Origin of the sequence: Humidesulfovibrio mexicanus (genome assembly GCF_900188225.1) — a bacterium.
Classification (GTDB): Bacteria; Desulfobacterota; Desulfovibrionia; order Desulfovibrionales; family Desulfovibrionaceae; genus Humidesulfovibrio; species Humidesulfovibrio mexicanus.
In genome coordinates this window covers 401355-416906 of the sequence record NZ_FZOC01000004.1, presented here as the reverse complement: position 1 = coordinate 416906, position 15552 = coordinate 401355, and the positions used below count along the sequence as shown (strand labels likewise).

Annotated in this window: 11 protein-coding genes; 7 read left to right on the top strand and 4 right to left on the bottom strand. The window is 65.9% G+C overall.

The window, feature by feature from the left end; all coding sequences use genetic code 11:
- Window position 1 precedes the first annotated feature (1 nt).
- Both CHB73_RS11025 and CHB73_RS11020 read right to left on the bottom strand, forming a co-directional pair.
- On the bottom strand, window positions 2–1000 hold the full coding sequence (locus CHB73_RS11025; RefSeq protein WP_089274621.1) for a 3-dehydroquinate synthase II family protein: 999 nt from the start codon (window positions 998–1000) through the stop codon (window positions 2–4).
- An 11-nt stretch (window positions 1001–1011) separates the two neighbouring features.
- Window positions 1012–1815: a 2-amino-3,7-dideoxy-D-threo-hept-6-ulosonate synthase gene (locus CHB73_RS11020; protein ID WP_089274620.1), complete on the bottom strand. Its 804-nt coding sequence runs from the start codon at window positions 1813–1815 to the stop codon at window positions 1012–1014.
- 449 nt (window positions 1816–2264) lie between these two features.
- On the opposite strand from CHB73_RS11020, the gene CHB73_RS11015 reads away from it, so the two are divergent.
- The 6 genes from CHB73_RS11015 to CHB73_RS10990 all read left to right on the top strand — a co-directional run bounded on the left by CHB73_RS11015 (window position 2265) and on the right by CHB73_RS10990 (window position 12121).
- Entirely contained in the window at window positions 2265–3491 is a 1227-nt protein-coding gene (locus CHB73_RS11015; protein WP_089274619.1) for an EAL domain-containing protein, read from the top strand.
- Between the two features lie 142 nt (window positions 3492–3633).
- Entirely contained in the window at window positions 3634–5451 is a 1818-nt protein-coding gene (locus CHB73_RS11010) for a methyl-accepting chemotaxis protein (protein WP_089274618.1), read from the top strand.
- A 299-nt stretch (window positions 5452–5750) separates the two neighbouring features.
- The gene (locus tag CHB73_RS11005) at window positions 5751–7565 is read left to right on the top strand and encodes a methyl-accepting chemotaxis protein (RefSeq protein ID WP_089274617.1); all 1815 of its coding nucleotides are present in this window, start codon (window positions 5751–5753) and stop codon (window positions 7563–7565) included.
- Between the two features lie 297 nt (window positions 7566–7862).
- Window positions 7863–8762 (top strand): 4Fe-4S dicluster domain-containing protein, encoded by a 900-nt coding sequence (locus CHB73_RS11000; RefSeq protein ID WP_089274616.1) that lies wholly within the window; start codon window positions 7863–7865, stop codon window positions 8760–8762.
- A gap of 6 nt (window positions 8763–8768) precedes the next feature.
- Window positions 8769–9935, top strand: coding sequence for an NrfD/PsrC family molybdoenzyme membrane anchor subunit (gene nrfD / locus CHB73_RS10995; RefSeq protein ID WP_089274615.1), 1167 nt, complete (start codon window positions 8769–8771; stop codon window positions 9933–9935).
- On the top strand, window positions 9932–12121 hold the full coding sequence (locus CHB73_RS10990) for a tetrathionate reductase family octaheme c-type cytochrome (RefSeq protein ID WP_089274614.1): 2190 nt from the start codon (window positions 9932–9934) through the stop codon (window positions 12119–12121). The genes nrfD and CHB73_RS10990 overlap by 4 nt, the downstream gene beginning before the upstream one ends.
- Before the next feature lie 91 nt (window positions 12122–12212).
- Here CHB73_RS10990 and cysQ read toward each other — a convergent pair whose 3' ends face one another.
- Complete coding sequence (gene cysQ, locus CHB73_RS10985) at window positions 12213–13010, bottom strand: 3'(2'),5'-bisphosphate nucleotidase CysQ (protein WP_089274613.1); 798 nt, start codon at window positions 13008–13010, stop codon at window positions 12213–12215.
- The gene (locus tag CHB73_RS10980) at window positions 13007–13612 is read right to left on the bottom strand and encodes a hypothetical protein (protein ID WP_089274612.1); all 606 of its coding nucleotides are present in this window, start codon (window positions 13610–13612) and stop codon (window positions 13007–13009) included. The genes cysQ and CHB73_RS10980 overlap by 4 nt, the downstream gene beginning before the upstream one ends.
- 158 nt (window positions 13613–13770) lie before the next feature.
- Here CHB73_RS10980 and CHB73_RS10975 point away from each other — a divergent pair, with 158 nt between their 5' ends.
- Window positions 13771–15498 carry an aldehyde ferredoxin oxidoreductase family protein gene (locus CHB73_RS10975; RefSeq protein WP_089274611.1) on the top strand — a complete coding sequence of 576 codons (1728 nt, stop codon included), beginning with the start codon at window positions 13771–13773 and terminating at the stop codon, window positions 15496–15498.
- Window positions 15499–15552 lie beyond the last annotated feature (54 nt).

Sequence of the window (15552 nt, the reverse complement as noted above, 5' to 3'; positions counted from 1 at the left end):
GCTACCCTTCCTTGATGTCTTCTGTGATGCGCATTCCGAAGTGCCGTCCGGCCACGTCGGTGCGGCAGAGGATCTCGTCGCCGGGCTTGAGCGACACCACGCTGATGGGCGCGCCGTCGGCCCCGGTGACGCGTATGGTCTCCGCGTTCTGCAGGAACACCTGACCCGTGGCCTCGCCGCCGTCGGGCGTGGAGACCTTGGCCGTGATCCGGAGCATGGGCCGGACCTCGACTTTGACCCGGCCCACCGTGGCCAGGCTGGTCTTGCCGTCGGCGCCCACGATGAGTACCTCGCGTCCGGCGGAGAGTTCCTCCAGGTAGCAGGTCTTGTCGCCGGGGAGCACGGCATAGGCGTGCACCGCGCCCGCGTTGACCCGGAAGGGCCGGGCCGCCACGTAGGGATTGGATTCCGTCTCCGCGTGGACCAGGAAGGTGAAGGCGCTGGAGTTGCCCACCAGCATTCCCTGGCCGCGCCGGAGCATGGAGATGGTGTCCACGCAGACCCGGTGGCCCAGGCCGGCCGGGGCGATGTCCGTCACCACGGCGCGCTGGAGGGCCAGCGTTCCCTGCGAGAGCTTGAGCTCGGCCACGATGGCCTTGAGCTCCCCTGCGGCCTCGGGCAGCACCACCACGGCGTCGGCCCCGCGCTCCAGGATGCCCGCGGCCAGGATCGCGCGGTCCAGGCTCTCGCACTCCAGCGCCAGGCCGGAAGCCTGGGCCAGGATGTTCTCCACCGGGATGATCTCCCAGCCCTTGGCCAGGGAGACCATGCCGCCGTTTTTCTGCGCTGCGGCCAGGGCTGCTGCTGCGGTCTCCTCGTCGGCCTTGGAGCCCAGCGCGAAGGTGGGCAGCTCGTCCGGGGTGAGCACGGTGACCCGGCCGAGCGCACGCACGGCGTCGGCCTTGGCGGACTCGGTGAGCACGGCGTCCACCCCGCTTTCCAGCGCCAGGGTCACCAGCTTTTTCTGGAATGGTATGGCCTTGAAGATGATGGTTTTCATGGTCCGCGCGCCTATTCCTTGCCTTCCAGCATGGCAAGCGCCACGTCCACGTCCACGTCCTCGTGCACCACCTTGGACAGCGCCTGGCAGAGCAGGGCGGGGTTCTTGTGCTGGAACACGTTGCGACCCACGGAAAGGCCGCTGCCGCCAGCCTTGATGGAGTCCTGCACCATCTGGAGGAAGGCCCTGGTGCTGTCGAGCTTGGGCCCGCCGGCAATGACCACGGGCACGCAGCAGGCGTCCACCACATGGCCGAAGGTGTCCACGTCGCCGGTGTAGGGCACCTTGACCACGTCCGCGCCAAGCTCCACGCCCACGCGGGCGCAGTGGGCCACGATCTCGGGATCGAATTCGCTGCGCACCTTGGGGCCGCGCGCATAGACCATGGCCAGCACCGGGATGCCCCAGCTCTGGGCGGTGCTCGTCACCTGGCCGAAATCGGTGAGCATCTTGGCCTCGGACTCGTCGCCCAGGTTCACATGCACGCTCACGGCGTCCGCGCCGAGGCGGACGGCGTCTTCGACGGTTCCGACGAGGGTCTTGGCGTTGGGGAAGGGGGAGAGGGTGGTGGAGGCGGAGAGGTGGACGATGAGGCCGATGTCTTTGCCCTGGCTGCGGTGGCCGCAGCGCACAAGGCCCTTGTGCATAAGCACGGCGTTGGCCCCGCCTTCCACAATGGCCCCCACGGCCTCGCGCATGTCCACGATTCCGGCGATGGGGCCCACCGTGGTGCCGTGGTCCATGGGCACGATGATGGTGCGTTTGGTGTCGCGGTTGAAAATGCGCTCCAGCCTGATCGCTTTCCCGATGTGCATGGCCTGCTCCTTGTCGTCTGGGTTGCGCCCCGTTCATCAAGACCTGTAGAGCGTTGCCGGCGGTGGAGACAAAAGAAGGGCCGCCGGCTTTCGCCCGCGGCCCTTCCAGAAGAGGCTTTGGTTAACGTCCTGTCTCCGTCAACACACCTCTCCCAGGCCGCAGGCGCGGCTAAACCAATAATACCAGTACTGGCTAAAGGAGAAGCTGGTGGTATTGGCGGAAGAGGCGTTCATGGGGTGAGCATCTACCCGCGCCGGGCCGCCCTGTCAACAGGTTTTTTTACGTATCAGCAAATTTCGCGTGTTGCGCATTTCTGTATAGGTTGCTGTTCCGGGTGGACAAAAATGTACACATCACGGGCGATGCGCCAAGGGCCTTGAGGCGAACTGCTTACAAAACAGGCGGTTGTAGCGGTGGTCCGTCTTTTGCTTTAGTCTGGCCCATCACTATGGAAAACACAGCGGAAGCCATCTCGATCCATGAGATCATCGAGCGCGAGTGGGTGGGAACGGCCTTCCACTCCCTGGTGTCCATCAAGCGCAAGGCCCTGCTCGGGCTGGAGGCGCTTTCCCGCTGCACCGCCCCGGGCGAGGACATTCCCCCCCAGGAGCTGTTCCGCATGGCCCACAAGGCCGGGCGGCTTCTGGAGCTGGACCGCCTGTGCCGCAAGAAGGCCTTGGAGGCCTTTGCGCCCATTCACCGGCAGCACCGCGACCTCATCCTTTCCCTCAACGTGGACGGGCATGCCATCGACTCCGAGGTGGCGCGCTCCAGCTATCTGCTGCGCGTGGTCAAGGAGCATGGCGTCAACCCGAACAACGTGCTTATCGAGATCGTGGAGTCCCGCGCGCGCGACACCGCCGCCTTGGCCGAGTTCGTGACCCGCTCCCGCAAGAGCGGCTTTCTTATCGCCCTGGACGATGTGGGCGCGGGCCACTCCAACCTGGACCGCATTCCCCTGCTCAAGCCCGATGTGCTCAAGCTCGACCGCTCGCTGGTTTCCGGCGTGGACGGCAACATGACGCGCCTGGAGGTGGTCAAGAGCTTCGTGCAGATGGCCTCGCGCCTGGGCTCGCTGGCCCTGGCCGAAGGGGTGGAGCGCCAGGAGGACATCCTGCGTCTGCTGGAGGTCGGGGTGGACGTGTTCCAGGGCTTCTACTTCGGCCGCCCGGGCGGGCGGATGCCGTGCCCGGAGACCATGGGCGAGCGCATCGAGTACCTGGCGCGCATGTTCCGCGCCAACGCCACGGAGCATTTCGCGGCGCAGAAGGCGCTGTACGCCCGGCACGACGCCCTGGTCCACGCCATGTGCGAGCGGCTCTCCGCGCTGGGCCCCGTGGGGCTCGACCAGGCCCTCACCTGCTTCATCGACGAGCATGAGCACATCGAGTGCCTGTACGTGTTGAGCGCCAGGGGCGTGCAGCTCTCCGACACGGTGTGCAATCCCTCCAAGCTGCGCAAGCGCAAGCGCTTCATCTACGAGCCCGCGCGCCTGGGCGCGGACCATTCCCTCAAGGAATACTACCTGCCCCTGCGCGCGGGTCTGCCCAAGTACACCACCGCGCCCTACATCTCCCTGGCCTCTGGCAACCGCTGCATCACCATCTCCGCCGCCTACAAGGACCGCGACAACCGCTCCTGCATTCTCTGCGCCGATATCGACTGCCGTGAATAGCGGCTCCCTCCTATAGTTTTCAAGAACAGAAGCCGAAAAAAAACCTGCACCGATTGCGCTGGTCGACGCGCGCTGCTATGCCGTGCAAAATCGTCCCATTTGGGCGGATTCATTTGTGTCCACCACAGGAGAGGGGGCATTCATGCGCAATTTTACCATCAAGGCAAGAATCGTTCTGCTCATCGTCATCGCCGTGCTCTTCGCCGCCTTGGTGGGCGGTGCGTTCACGCAGCAGCTGCTTGGCGTGCGCGACTATGCCGTGGGGCAGACCCAGCAGGTGATGCTGGCGGGAGAGAAGGACAAGCTCAGACTATCCGTGCACGCCCTGGCCATGACCCTTTCCGAGGTGGCCAAGGACCTGCGCGAGGACAAGCCGCTTGTGGCCGACACCATGCGCAGGCTGGTGGCCTCTATCCGCTTCGAGGAGGACAAGTCCGGCTACTTTTTCATTTATGAGGGCACCACAGTGGTCACGGTGCCCATCAAGCCGGAAGTCACGGGCAAGGACCTTTCGGGCGTGAAGGACAAGAACGGCGTAGCCTACGTGGCCGAGCTGGCCAAGGCCGCTGGCGCTGGCGGCGGCTTCGTGGAGTACGTGTACGACAAGCCCGGCAAGGGCATTCAGCCCAAGCTCAGCTATGCGGAGCAGATTCCCGGCACGCCGTACTGGATCGGCACCGGGGTGTACATCGACAATATCGACGAGCACAAGGCCGCCATCAGCAGCGCCATCGGCGGCATGGTCACCTCCGCCGTCGCCATGGTTGGCGGTGTGGTGCTGGCGTTGCTGCTGCTTGTGGTGCTGCCGCTGTCCGTGCTCATCTTCCGCAGCATCGTGCATCCGCTCACCTCCGCCACCCGCGCGGCCGAACAGGTGGCCGGAGGGGATCTGAACGTCAGCCTTGCGGTGGCCGGAAAGGACGAGACCTCGAACCTGGAGCTGGCGCTGAACACCATGGTGGGCACCCTGCGCACCAACATGGCCGCCATTGAGGCCAAGACCCGCGAGGCCGAGGACAAGGCCCGCGCCGCCGAGGAGGCCACTCGCGAGGCCCAGGAGGCCCGTGCTCAGGCCATTCGCGCCCGGCAGGAGGGCCTGCTCGCCGCCGCCGTGAAGCTGGAGGCCGTGGTGGAGCGCCTGTCGTCCGCGTCCGAGGAGATCTCCGGTCAGGCGGAAACCATAACCCGCGCCACCGATGTCCAGCGCGAGCGCATCACCGAGACGGCCACGGCCATGGAGGAGATGAACGCCACCGTGCTTGAGGTGGCCAAGAACGCCACCCAGGCCGCGGAGGGCGCGGAGGGCACGCGCTCCCTCGCCACGGAGGGCAACGCCGTGGTCACGCGGTCCGTGGCCGCCATGGACGCCCTGCTGACGCTCTCCGGGGAGCTCAAGGCCGACATGGACGCCCTTGGCCGCCGCGCCCAGGACATCAGCCAGGTCATGACCGTCATCACCGACATTGCGGACCAGACCAACCTGCTGGCGCTCAACGCCGCCATCGAGGCCGCGCGCGCGGGCGACGCCGGGCGCGGGTTCGCCGTGGTGGCCGACGAGGTGCGCAAGCTGGCCGAAAAGACCATGAACGCCACCCGCGAGGTGGGCGAGACCGTGCGCGCCGTGCAGGACGTTTCGCGCCAGAACGTGGCCGGAATGGAGCAAGCCGCCAGGGCCATCTCCGAATCCACCGAGCTGGTGCGCAAGTCCGGCGTGTCGCTGGATGAAATTCTGCGCATGAGCCAGACCACCGCGCTGCAGGTGCAGAGCATCGCCACCGCGGCGGAGGAGCAGAGCGCGGCCAGCGAGGAGATCAATCAGTCCGTGGAGCAGGTCAACGTCATCGCCGGGGAGACCTCGGACGGAATGCGCCAGACGGGAGAGGCCATCCGGGAGCTTGCCGAACAGGCCGAGACCCTGCGCAGCCTGGTGGCCCAGCTCAAGCGCGAAGGCCAGTCCTAGGTCGGGCAAGGGGCTTTCGGCGGCGCGTGCGCGTTTCCGGAAGCCCCTTGCGTCCCGCGCAGCCCCTCCCATTCCCGCTTCCAGCGCGGAGGCTCCCGGCCCATTTCCGCGCCGTGAACGCCGTTTCCCCTTGGCATTGGCGGGCCCTGCGCCGCTCACCGTTGGAATTCCGCCGCCCGCCGAATCCCCGCCAAAAGCCGTTGCCGTTGCCCCCTTTCACTCCTATAGTCCTATCAGTGGAAACCCGTCCCGCCGCCGTGGACCGGGACGCGCTGAACAGCACACAGGAGGGCTGCCCCATGCGCAACATCACCATTCGGGCGCGGATCATTTTGCTCATATGCGTCTCGGTGCTGTTTTCCGGCCTCATCGGTGGAATCTTCCTCTACCAGATGCTCGACCTCAAGGGCTTCGCCATCCAGCAGACCCAGCAGGCCATGTTGGAGGGGCAGAAGGAGAAGCTGAAGCTCTCCGTGGACGCTTTGGCCCTGGCCCTGGGCGAGGAGCTCAAGGGCGTGGAGGCCGTGGCCGACAAGGTTGCGCTCATCCGTCGCGCCACCGCCCCCATCCTCTTCGAGGCGGACAAGTCCGGCTACTTCTTCGTCTACGAGGGCACGGTGAACGTGGCCATGTCCGTCAAGCCGGAGAACCAGGGCAAGGACCTGGGCGGCATGGTGGACAAGAACGGCGTGTACCTCATCCGCGAACTGGCCAAGGCCGCGGCGGGCGGCGGCGGCTTTGTGGAGTACGTGTTCGAAAAGCCCGGCAAGGGCATTCAGCCCAAGCTCAGTTATGCTGTCATGATTCCCGGCTCGCCATACTGGATCGGCACCGGGGTGTACATCGACAACATCGACGAGCACAAGGCCGCCATCAGCGACGCCATCGGCGGCATGGTCGCCTCGGCCGTCACCATGGTGGGCGTGGTGGTGCTGGCGCTGCTGCTGCTTGTGGTGCTGCCGTTGTCCCTGTTCATCTTCCGCAGCATCGTGCATCCGCTCACCGCGGCCACCCGCGCGGCCGAGCAGGTGGCCGGGGGGGATTTGGGCGTCAGCCTTGAGGTGGTCGGAAAGGACGAGACCTCGCACCTGGAGCGGGCGCTGAACACCATGGTGGGCACCCTGCGCACCAACATGGCCGCCATAGAGGCCAAGACCCGCGAGGCCGAGGACAAGGCCCGCGCCGCCGAGGAGGCCACCCGCCAGGCCGAGGAGGCCCGCGCCCAGGCCATTCGGGCCCGGCAGGAGGGCCTGCTCGCCGCCGCCGTGAAGCTGGAGGCCGTGGTGGAGCGCCTGTCGTCCGCGTCCGAGGAGATTTCCGGCCAGGCGGACGCCATCGGCCGCTCCACCGATGTGCAGCGGCAGCGCGTCACCGAGACGGCCACGGCCATGGAGGAGATGAACGCCACCGTGCTTGAGGTGGCCAAGAACGCCACCCAGGCCTCCGAAGGCGCGGACGGGGCCCGCTCTACGGCCGTCGAGGGCAATGCCGTGGTGGGCCGGTCCGTGGCCGCCATGGACGCCCTGCTCACGCTCTCCGGGGAGCTCAAGGGCAACATGGACACCCTGGGCCGCCGCGCACAAGACATCAGCCAGGTCATGAACGTCATCACCGACATCGCGGATCAGACCAACCTGCTGGCGCTCAATGCCGCCATCGAAGCCGCGCGCGCGGGCGACGCGGGCCGCGGCTTCGCCGTGGTGGCCGACGAGGTGCGCAAGCTGGCCGAAAAGACCATGAACGCCACCAAGGAGGTGGGCGAGACCGTGCGCGCCGTGCAGGAGGTGTCGCAGAAGAACGTGCAGGGCATGGAGCAGGCCGCCCGCGCCATTGCCGAGTCCACGGAGCTGGTGCGCCAGTCCGGGGCTTCGCTGGACGCCATCCTGCGCATGAGCGAGTCCACCGCGCTGCAGGTGCAGAGCATCGCCACCGCGGCGGAGGAGCAGAGCGCGGCCAGCGAGGAGATCAACCAGGCCGTGGAGCAGATCAACGCCATCGCGGGCGAAACCGCCCAGAGTATGCAGCAGACCACCATCGCCATCCGCGAACTGGCGGAGCAGGCCGAAACCCTGCGCAACCTGGTGGCCGAACTCAAGCGCGAAGGCCAGTCGTAAATCGAAACGGCGCAGCAGGGCGGGGCGCTGCCCCCGGCCTCCTTGCGCCGCCCCGACGGAAGGCGGGGCCCACGGCGGCTGGTTGCCCAGCTTCCCGCCCGGGTCCCCGCCTTCCCTCATTGTCGCCTCCACCACAGAACGCCCAGAAATTCCCCCCCCCAGACAGTGATTTTTGACCATTGGCGGCACCGTTGAAATTTTTCTTGCATGTCTTCACTAGGGGGGGGTAGTATTGAGATTAATACACCCAGCGCCTCATTCACGGGGATACCCCGGTAGCCTGTATAGGAGGTGAGCATGAGCATCGACCGTCGGCAGTTTCTCAAGTCCGTGGGGCTTGGCCTGGCTGGAGCTGCCGTATCCCCGGATTCGGCGTCCGCTTGGGAGTCCAAGGCCCCGCCTGACCCCTACTGCTGCCTTGTGGACATAACGCGCTGCATCGGGTGCCGGAAGTGCGAGTTGGCCTGCAACCAGGTGAACGCGCTCCCCGAACCCGCGGTCCGCTTTGACGACCTCCGCGTGCTTGACGAGAAGCGCCGCCCGACGAACACGTCGTACACGGTGGTGAACCGGTATTACACCGGCAGTCTCGACGAGAGAAACCAGCTTGTCCCTTCGTTCGTGAAGGTCCAGTGCATGCATTGCCAGGACGCCGCGTGCGTTTCCGCCTGCATTACCGGGGCGCTGACAAAGAAGGAGAACGGGGCGGTACATTACGACGTCACGCGCTGCATCGGCTGCCGGTACTGCATGGTGGCATGTCCGTTTGAAATACCGGCCTACGACTATGACAACCCGCTGACGCCGCAGGTGCGGAAATGCACCCTGTGCTTCGACCGCCTGAAGGAAGGCAAGAAGCCGGGCTGCGCCTCCATCTGCCCCACGGAGGCCATCACCTTCGGCAAGCGCGAGACCCTGCTCAAGCTCGCCCGCCAGCGCATCGCCGACGCGCCCAGCCGCTACATCGACCACATTTACGGCGAGCACGAGGCTGGCGGCGCGTGCTGGCTGTACATCAGCAACCAGCCCTTCGAGCTTCTGGGCTTCCTCAAGGTGCCCAAGGAGCCGCTGCCCAAGCGCTCGGAGAGCATCCAGCACGCGTTGTTCAGCTATCTCTGGTCGCCGGCGCTTCTCTTCGGCACCTTGGCCGTGGTCATGAGGCTGACCCACTCCAAGAACACGGACAAGGAGGAATGATCCGCCATGAGTCATCATCCCCGTCCTCTTGATCGCCCGTTCTGGACCCCTGGAGTTCTTGTGCTGCTTGGCTTCATGCTTGCCGGGGGCGTTGCCGCGCTGGCCCGTTTCATCGGCGGGCTGGGGTATGCGACGAATCTTTCCAACGCCACGCCGTGGGGCATATGGATCGGCGTGGATGTGGGCTCCGGCGTGGCGCTGGCCGCGGGGGGCTTCACCACGGCCGCCCTGGCGCACGTGTTCGGGCGTCGCGCCTACGAGGCCGTCACCCGGCCCGCGCTGCTCACGGCCGCGCTGGGCTACACGTTCGTGGCCATAGCCATCCTGGTGGATATCGGCCGCTCCTGGGCCATCTGGAAGCCCTTGTTCTTTCACAACTACAACTCGGCGTTGTTCGAGGTGGCCATCTGCGTCATGACGTATTTGACCGTGCTCTGGATCGAGATGACGCCCATATTGGCCGAGCGCTTCGGCGGCAAGATACCGGCCCTTGCCTGGCTGGACAAAAAGCTCGCCCGCGTGATGTGGGTGTTCATCATCCTGGGCGTGGTGCTGTCGTGTATGCACCAGTCGAGCCTCGGCACCCTCATGGTCATCGCGCCGACCAAGGTCCACCCGCTCTGGCACACCCCCTATCTGCCGCTGCTGTTCCTGCTTTCGGCCTTTGCGGTGGGCTACCCCATGGTCATCGTGGAGACGACGATCGCCACGACCTCGCTGCGGCTGGACGGGGAGATGGACGTGCTTGGTCCGCTTTCGCGCTTCACGCGCTTCACCCTTGGCGCGTATCTTTTGGTCAAGTTCGGGGATTTGTTCTCGCGCGGGGTTCTTGGCCTGGCCTTTGACGGCAGCGCCGCGGCGAACAGTTTCCTGGCGGAGGTCGGGCTGGGAGCCCTCCTTCCGTTCGCGCTGCTGCAGTTCAAGGCCGTGCGGAACTGCCGCCGGGGGCTGTTCGTCACGGCTTTGCTCGTTGTGGGCGGCGTGGTGCTGAACCGCTTCAATGTCTTCGTGGTGGCCTACACGCCGCAAACGGCCACGCAGTCCTATTATCCGGCTGTCGGTGAAATCCTCGTCACCCTGGGCGCCGCAGCCACCATCATGTTCCTGTACCGGGTGTTCGTCACCATCGCCCCGGTTCTGGCCGCCCGCAAGCTGGAGGAGGCTTCCCAATGAAGAGATCGCGCACGGTGTACGCCCTGGGCTTCGCGGCGTCTGTCCTCTTTTTGTTGGTGCTGGTCTGGCTGTACGCCCCCCTGTCCGTAATGGGCAAGGAGGCGCCGCAGTCGGCAGCCGGGCCTGTTGCGAAACAGCGTGAGGTCCAGAATCCCATGCCTGCCGGGTGGACCCCGCCGGACCAGGCGGAGGCCGAGAAACGGGCCGCGCAGCCCAGGCCCTTCGTGGTCGACGTGGCCAAGGAGGATCCCAAGCTGCGGCAATTGCGCTTCAAGGATCTTGAGCTTGGCGTGAAGGACATCAAGTACCGCTACGCCCTGCTCGGCAATGCGCTTCCCGGCAACTACACGGACCAATACCGCCCTGTGCGGTTCACACATTCCAAGCACGCGGCAAGCGTGGACGGCAATTGCGCGCTGTGCCACCATGCAAGCCCAAAGGGCGCTGACGCCTCCAGGGACCGGCTTTCCGAGACCGTGGCCTGTCGCGCCTGCCACCAGGAGGCTTTCAATCCCAAGCATCCGGAGCGCCTTGGGTTGTCCGCCGCCTATCACCAGCAATGCATGGGCTGCCACAAGAAGATGAACCAGGGGCCCGTGGACTGCCGGGGGTGCCACGCGCCCAACGCCAAGGACCACAAGGACCTTGTGCGGCTGCCGGACAACCCCACGCCCATGCAGGTGACGCAGGAATGTCTGCGGTGCCACCCGAAGGCCGGGGAGGACATGCTGAAAACCGCACACTGGTTGTGGAAGGGGCCCTCTCCCTACACCATCAAGCGGCAGAAGCGGGTCATGAGCGGCAAGGCCACGGACACGATCAACAACTTCTGCATGGCGCTGCCCTCCAATTGGCCGCGCTGCACTTCGTGCCATGCCGGATACGGCTGGAAGGACGAGAACTTCGACTTCACGGACAAAACGCGCATTGACTGCCTGGTGTGCCACGACACCACGGACAGCTACGTGAAGGCCCCGCCCGCAGCCGGAATGCCCGACCCCAAGGTGGACCTGGTCTACGTGGCCAAGAACGTCGGCAAGACCTCGCGCAATACCTGCGGCAACTGCCACTTCCAGGGCGGCGGCGGCGATGCGGTCAAGCACGCGGAGATGTCCGGCGTGCTGCGCTGGCCCGACCGCAACTGCGACATCCACATGGGCGGCTATGGCTTCTCCTGCTCGGAGTGCCACAAGACCGTGAACCACAAGATCCTCGGACGCAGCAGCTCGCTGCCCGTGGCCGAGGGTTCGCGCAGCTGCGAGGACTGCCACTCGAAGAAGCCCCATTCCTGCGGCAGCCTGCTGGACCATCATCTGAACAAGCACTCGGAGACGGTCGCCTGCAACACCTGCCATACCCCTGTGTATTCCAAGTGCAAGGCCACAAAGACGTGGTGGGACTGGTCCATGGCGGGCGACAAGAAGCGCGCGCCGGTGAAGGACAAGACCGGGTCTTCGGACTACGATTGGATGAAGGGCGAGTTCGAGTGGAAGGAGTCCAAGAAGCCCGTGTACACCTGGTCCAATGGCTTCATGGAGCGGATGCTCATCGGGGATGTCATCCCCGGCCAGCCGGACAGCTTCGGCTCGGACGAGCAGCTGCCCCGCGACCAGAAAAAGCGCATGAAGCCCGTGTACATCACCCGCCCGGTGGGCTCCATGAAGGATCCGTCCTCGCGCATCTATCCGTTCAAGGTGATGGACGGCGTGCAGCCTGCGGACGCCGTGAACAACTATCTGCTGGTGCCGCATTTGTACCCGCGCGGCCCCGAGGACACCACCGCCTATTGGAAGAACCTGAATTGGCAGAAGGCGTTCGAGGACGGAATGAAGGTGGCCAAGCTGCCGTACAGTGGAAAGTACAAGTGGGTGCGCACGAACATGTACTGGGCCATCAACCATGAGGTTTCGCCCAAGGAAATGGCCCTGTCCTGCCGACATTGCCACGAAAGCCTTGCCGGGCAGAAGACGTGCAACCGCTGCCACAAGGACGACCGCAACGTGAACTACAAGGAGCTTGTGGCCAAGGGCACGGACTTCAAGGCCATGCTTGAGCGCGGGCGGGACGTGTCGGACCTGATCGGCACGACGGATTACCTCGGCTTCAAGTCCCTGGGGTACAAGGGCGATCCGATCCTTACGGGAGGCAGGTTCTCGCGGTTGCCGTTGCGCCAGCATCAAAACTAGCACAGCGCCCCGGACCATGCCGGAAGAGGGATGGTCCGGGGCTGCGGTCCTTCCTTCTCCGGCCCCCCGCGGCCGTCTCTGTCGGGCGTGTCTAAAGGGGCAGGGCGCTGGCCAGGAAGGGACCGTTGAACAGGTCGGGCTTGTTCACGGGCAGACGGGGTCCGGGGCGGCCGTCGGCGAAGCGCAGCACGCTGCCGCCGGCGCCTTCCAGCACGGCCTGGCCCGCCGCCGTGTCCCACTCGCGCGTGGGGTTGAAGCGCGGGTACAGGTCGGCCGCGCCCTCGGCCACCAGGCAGAACTTCAGCGCGCTCCCGGCGGTGATGCGTTCGCGAACGTGTTTGCCCGTCAGATACGTCTCCAGTTCCGGCGAAGGGTGTGAGCGGCTGGCCAGCACCACAAGCCCGCCCGCGTCCGGCCGACGCACGGCGATGGCCCTCCAGGGGCCGGGCTGGCCGTTTGCGACATCGCGCCGGAAGGCCCCCAGGCCCAGACCGCCCACGTAGGTGGCCCCCCGCGTGGGCACATGCACCGCGCCGAGGGCGGGAAAGCCGTTTTCGGCAAGGGCGATGCAGACGCAGAACTCGCCGTTGTCCTTCACGAACTCCTTGGTGCCGTCCAGCGGATCCACGATGAACAGGCGCTCCCAGCCGCCGCGCTCGGAGTAGGGCCGGTCCGCGCCTTCCTCCGAGAGCACGGGCACCTCGGGGAAGGCGCGCTCCAGGCCGCGCATGATGGTCTCGTGCGCGGCCAGGTCCGCCCGGGTGAGGGGCGAGCGGTCGTCCTTGTAGGACACCTGGAAGCCCTGGCGGCGCACATCGAGGATGGCCAGGCCTGCGGCCTCGGCGATTGCGGCAAGGGCGGCGAGGCTGTCCATGGGCTGCGCGTTCATGGGCGCTCCACGGCGCGCGCCACAAGGCGCAGGGGGCTGTCCTGGCCGCGCAGCGTGGTCACAAGCCGCTGGCGGTCAAGGGGCGCGCCATCCAACACAAAGGCCGCGTCAACCAGGGCGTCGGGCCGCGCGTCGAGCAGTTCCGCCAGGCGTCCTGCGCGCAGCTGCGCCCCGCGCGCCAGCACCTGCGCCAGGCATTCCTCGGCGATGACGTTGAAAAGCTTCACCGTGATGCGCAACGGCTTGGGGGACTGGCTGGCGGCGTGTTCCGCGGCATGGGTGATGCCCTCGCGGAAGACCCCGATGCGGCTGCCCCGTTGCATACAGATGCCCGCCACACCTGGCAGGGCCCCGGCCAGGGCCAGGGTGCAGCCTTCTCTGGCGTGGTCCGCGTCGATATCGTCCACGGGCGAGCCGTCCAGGAACACGGCCTGGATGCGCGTGTCCACGCAGCGTTCGTCCAGGCCCAAATCCTCAATAAGGGTGCGCCGGAGGCTCGCCTGGTCGGACACCCGCATCTCCACCCCCTCGCGCACGAGCGGCGCCAAGCTTTTCAGCGCGTCCTCATCCGCGCGGATGACGAGTTCCCTGTGTCCAGGCATCGCAACTCCTTGTTTCCTTTACTGGGAACCTATGTCAGCTATGACATAACTCGTAAATATCATTGACATAAAATTTGTCAAAGATATAAAGATAGCCAGACCTGTGCCTAGCCCAGCCCCCCTGTTTTGGCAACAGGAAACCACAAGGAGCACACGCCATGGCGAAGATATTGCGCATCAACACCCGCACCAGGGAGTATCGTTTCGAGGAGCTGGGCCAGTACGCCGGGCTCGGCGGCCGGGCGCTCACCTCCCGCGTGGTGGCGACAGAGGTTCCCGCCAGCTGCCATCCGCTTTCCGCCGCCAACAAGCTGGTCATCGCCGGAGGCATTCTGGCGGGCAGCACGGCGGCCAACTCCGGCCGCTCGTCCGTGGGCGCCAAGTCGCCGCTCACCGGCGGCATCAAGGAATCCAACGTTGGCGGCCAGTTCGCGCACAAGCTGCCCAGGCTCGGCCTTCTCGCCGTCATCCTGGAAGACAAGCCCGAGGCGGGCGCCGGCTTCTGCAACATCCTGGTGAAGCAGGACTCCGTGGAGTTCCAAGACTGCGCCGACATTGTGGGCATGGACAACTACGCCGCGCACGAGCTGGTGAAGGCCAAGTTCGGCGAAAAGGTCGTCACCGCCATGATCGGCCCGGCCGGGGAGCAGTGCCTCTCCGCCGCCACCATCCAGTTTTCCGATCCCGAGGGCCGTCCGAGCCGTTCCGCCGGGCGCGGCGGCATGGGCGCGGTCATGGGCTCCAAGAAGGTCAAGGCCGTCATCCTGGACCCGGACGCCAAGGGCGCGGTGGCCATGGCCGACCCGGAGGCCTTCAAGGTCGCCCGCAAGCGCTGGGTGGACATCCTCATGGGCCACCCGGTCACCAGCCAGGGCCTGCCCACCTACGGCACCGCGATTCTGGTGAACATCATCAACGAGGCGGGCGCGCTGCCCACCAAGAACTTCCGCACCGGCCGCTTCGACGGCGCGTCCAAGATCAGCGGCGAGACCATGACCGAGACCATCAAGGCCAGAAAGGGCCAGTACAAGCACGGCTGCCACACCGGCTGCGTCATCCAGTGCTCCCAGGTCTACAACGACAAGAACGGCGACTACCTGACCACCGGGTTCGAGTACGAGACCATCTGGGGCTTTGGCGCAAACCTGCTGGTGGACGACCTGGACGACATCGCCATGATGGACCGCATATGCGACGAGAAGGGCATGGACACCATCGAACTGGCCAACACCATGGCCATGGCCATGGAGGCGGGAGTCGTGCAGTGGGGCGATGGCAAGGGCGTCATCGAGCTTCTGAAGAAGGTCGGCTCCAGCGATCCCCTGGGCCGCATCTTGGGCAACGGCACGGCCTTCACCGCCCAGGCCTTCGGCGTGGACCGCGTGCCCGTGGTCAAGAAGCAGGCCCTGCCCGCCTATGACCCGCGCGTGGTCAAGGGTGTGGGCGTCACCTACAGCACCACCCCCATGGGCGCGGACCACACCGCTGGCTACGCCGTGTGTCAGAACGTGCTCAAGGTGGGCGGCGACGTGCCCTCCCACGGCAAGGCCGGGCAGGTGGAAGTGTCCAAGAATCTGCAGATCGCCACGGCGGCCGTGGACTCGCTCGGCCTGTGCCTGTTCGTGGCCTTCGCCGTGCTCGATACCGCCGACGCCCTCTCCGTGGTGGCCGACATGGTCACCGCCGCCACGGGCAAGGCCACCAGCGTGGACGACATCGTGAACATGGGCGTGAACTGCCTGAAGGACGAGCTGGCCTTCAACAAGGCCGCGGGCTTCACCGACAAGGACGACCAGCTGCCGGACTTCTTCAAGAACGAGCCCCTGCCGCCGCACAACCTCACCTGGGACTTCACCGCCGAGGAAATGCAGGCCGCCAAGGTCTAGCCGCTTAGCGCATCAAGAAATGAAAAGGCCGGGGCTCCGATGGGGGGCTCCGGC

Excerpts from the sequence above, each read along its gene's own strand:
- CHB73_RS11025 (WP_089274621.1), bottom strand. The coding sequence starts at position 1,000 with ATGAAAACCATCATCTTCAAGGCCATACCATTCCAGAAAAAGCTGGTG.
- CHB73_RS11020 (WP_089274620.1), bottom strand. The coding sequence starts at position 1,815 with ATGCACATCGGGAAAGCGATCAGGCTGGAGCGCATTTTCAACCGCGAC.
- CHB73_RS11015 (WP_089274619.1), top strand. The coding sequence starts at position 2,265 with ATGGAAAACACAGCGGAAGCCATCTCGATCCATGAGATCATCGAGCGC.
- CHB73_RS11010 (WP_089274618.1), top strand. The coding sequence starts at position 3,634 with ATGCGCAATTTTACCATCAAGGCAAGAATCGTTCTGCTCATCGTCATC.
- CHB73_RS11005 (WP_089274617.1), top strand. The coding sequence starts at position 5,751 with ATGCGCAACATCACCATTCGGGCGCGGATCATTTTGCTCATATGCGTC.
- CHB73_RS11000 (WP_089274616.1), top strand. The coding sequence starts at position 7,863 with ATGAGCATCGACCGTCGGCAGTTTCTCAAGTCCGTGGGGCTTGGCCTG.
- nrfD (WP_089274615.1), top strand. The coding sequence starts at position 8,769 with ATGAGTCATCATCCCCGTCCTCTTGATCGCCCGTTCTGGACCCCTGGA.
- CHB73_RS10990 (WP_089274614.1), top strand. The coding sequence starts at position 9,932 with ATGAAGAGATCGCGCACGGTGTACGCCCTGGGCTTCGCGGCGTCTGTC.
- cysQ (WP_089274613.1), bottom strand. The coding sequence starts at position 13,010 with ATGAACGCGCAGCCCATGGACAGCCTCGCCGCCCTTGCCGCAATCGCC.
- CHB73_RS10980 (WP_089274612.1), bottom strand. The coding sequence starts at position 13,612 with ATGCCTGGACACAGGGAACTCGTCATCCGCGCGGATGAGGACGCGCTG.
- CHB73_RS10975 (WP_089274611.1), top strand. The coding sequence starts at position 13,771 with ATGGCGAAGATATTGCGCATCAACACCCGCACCAGGGAGTATCGTTTC.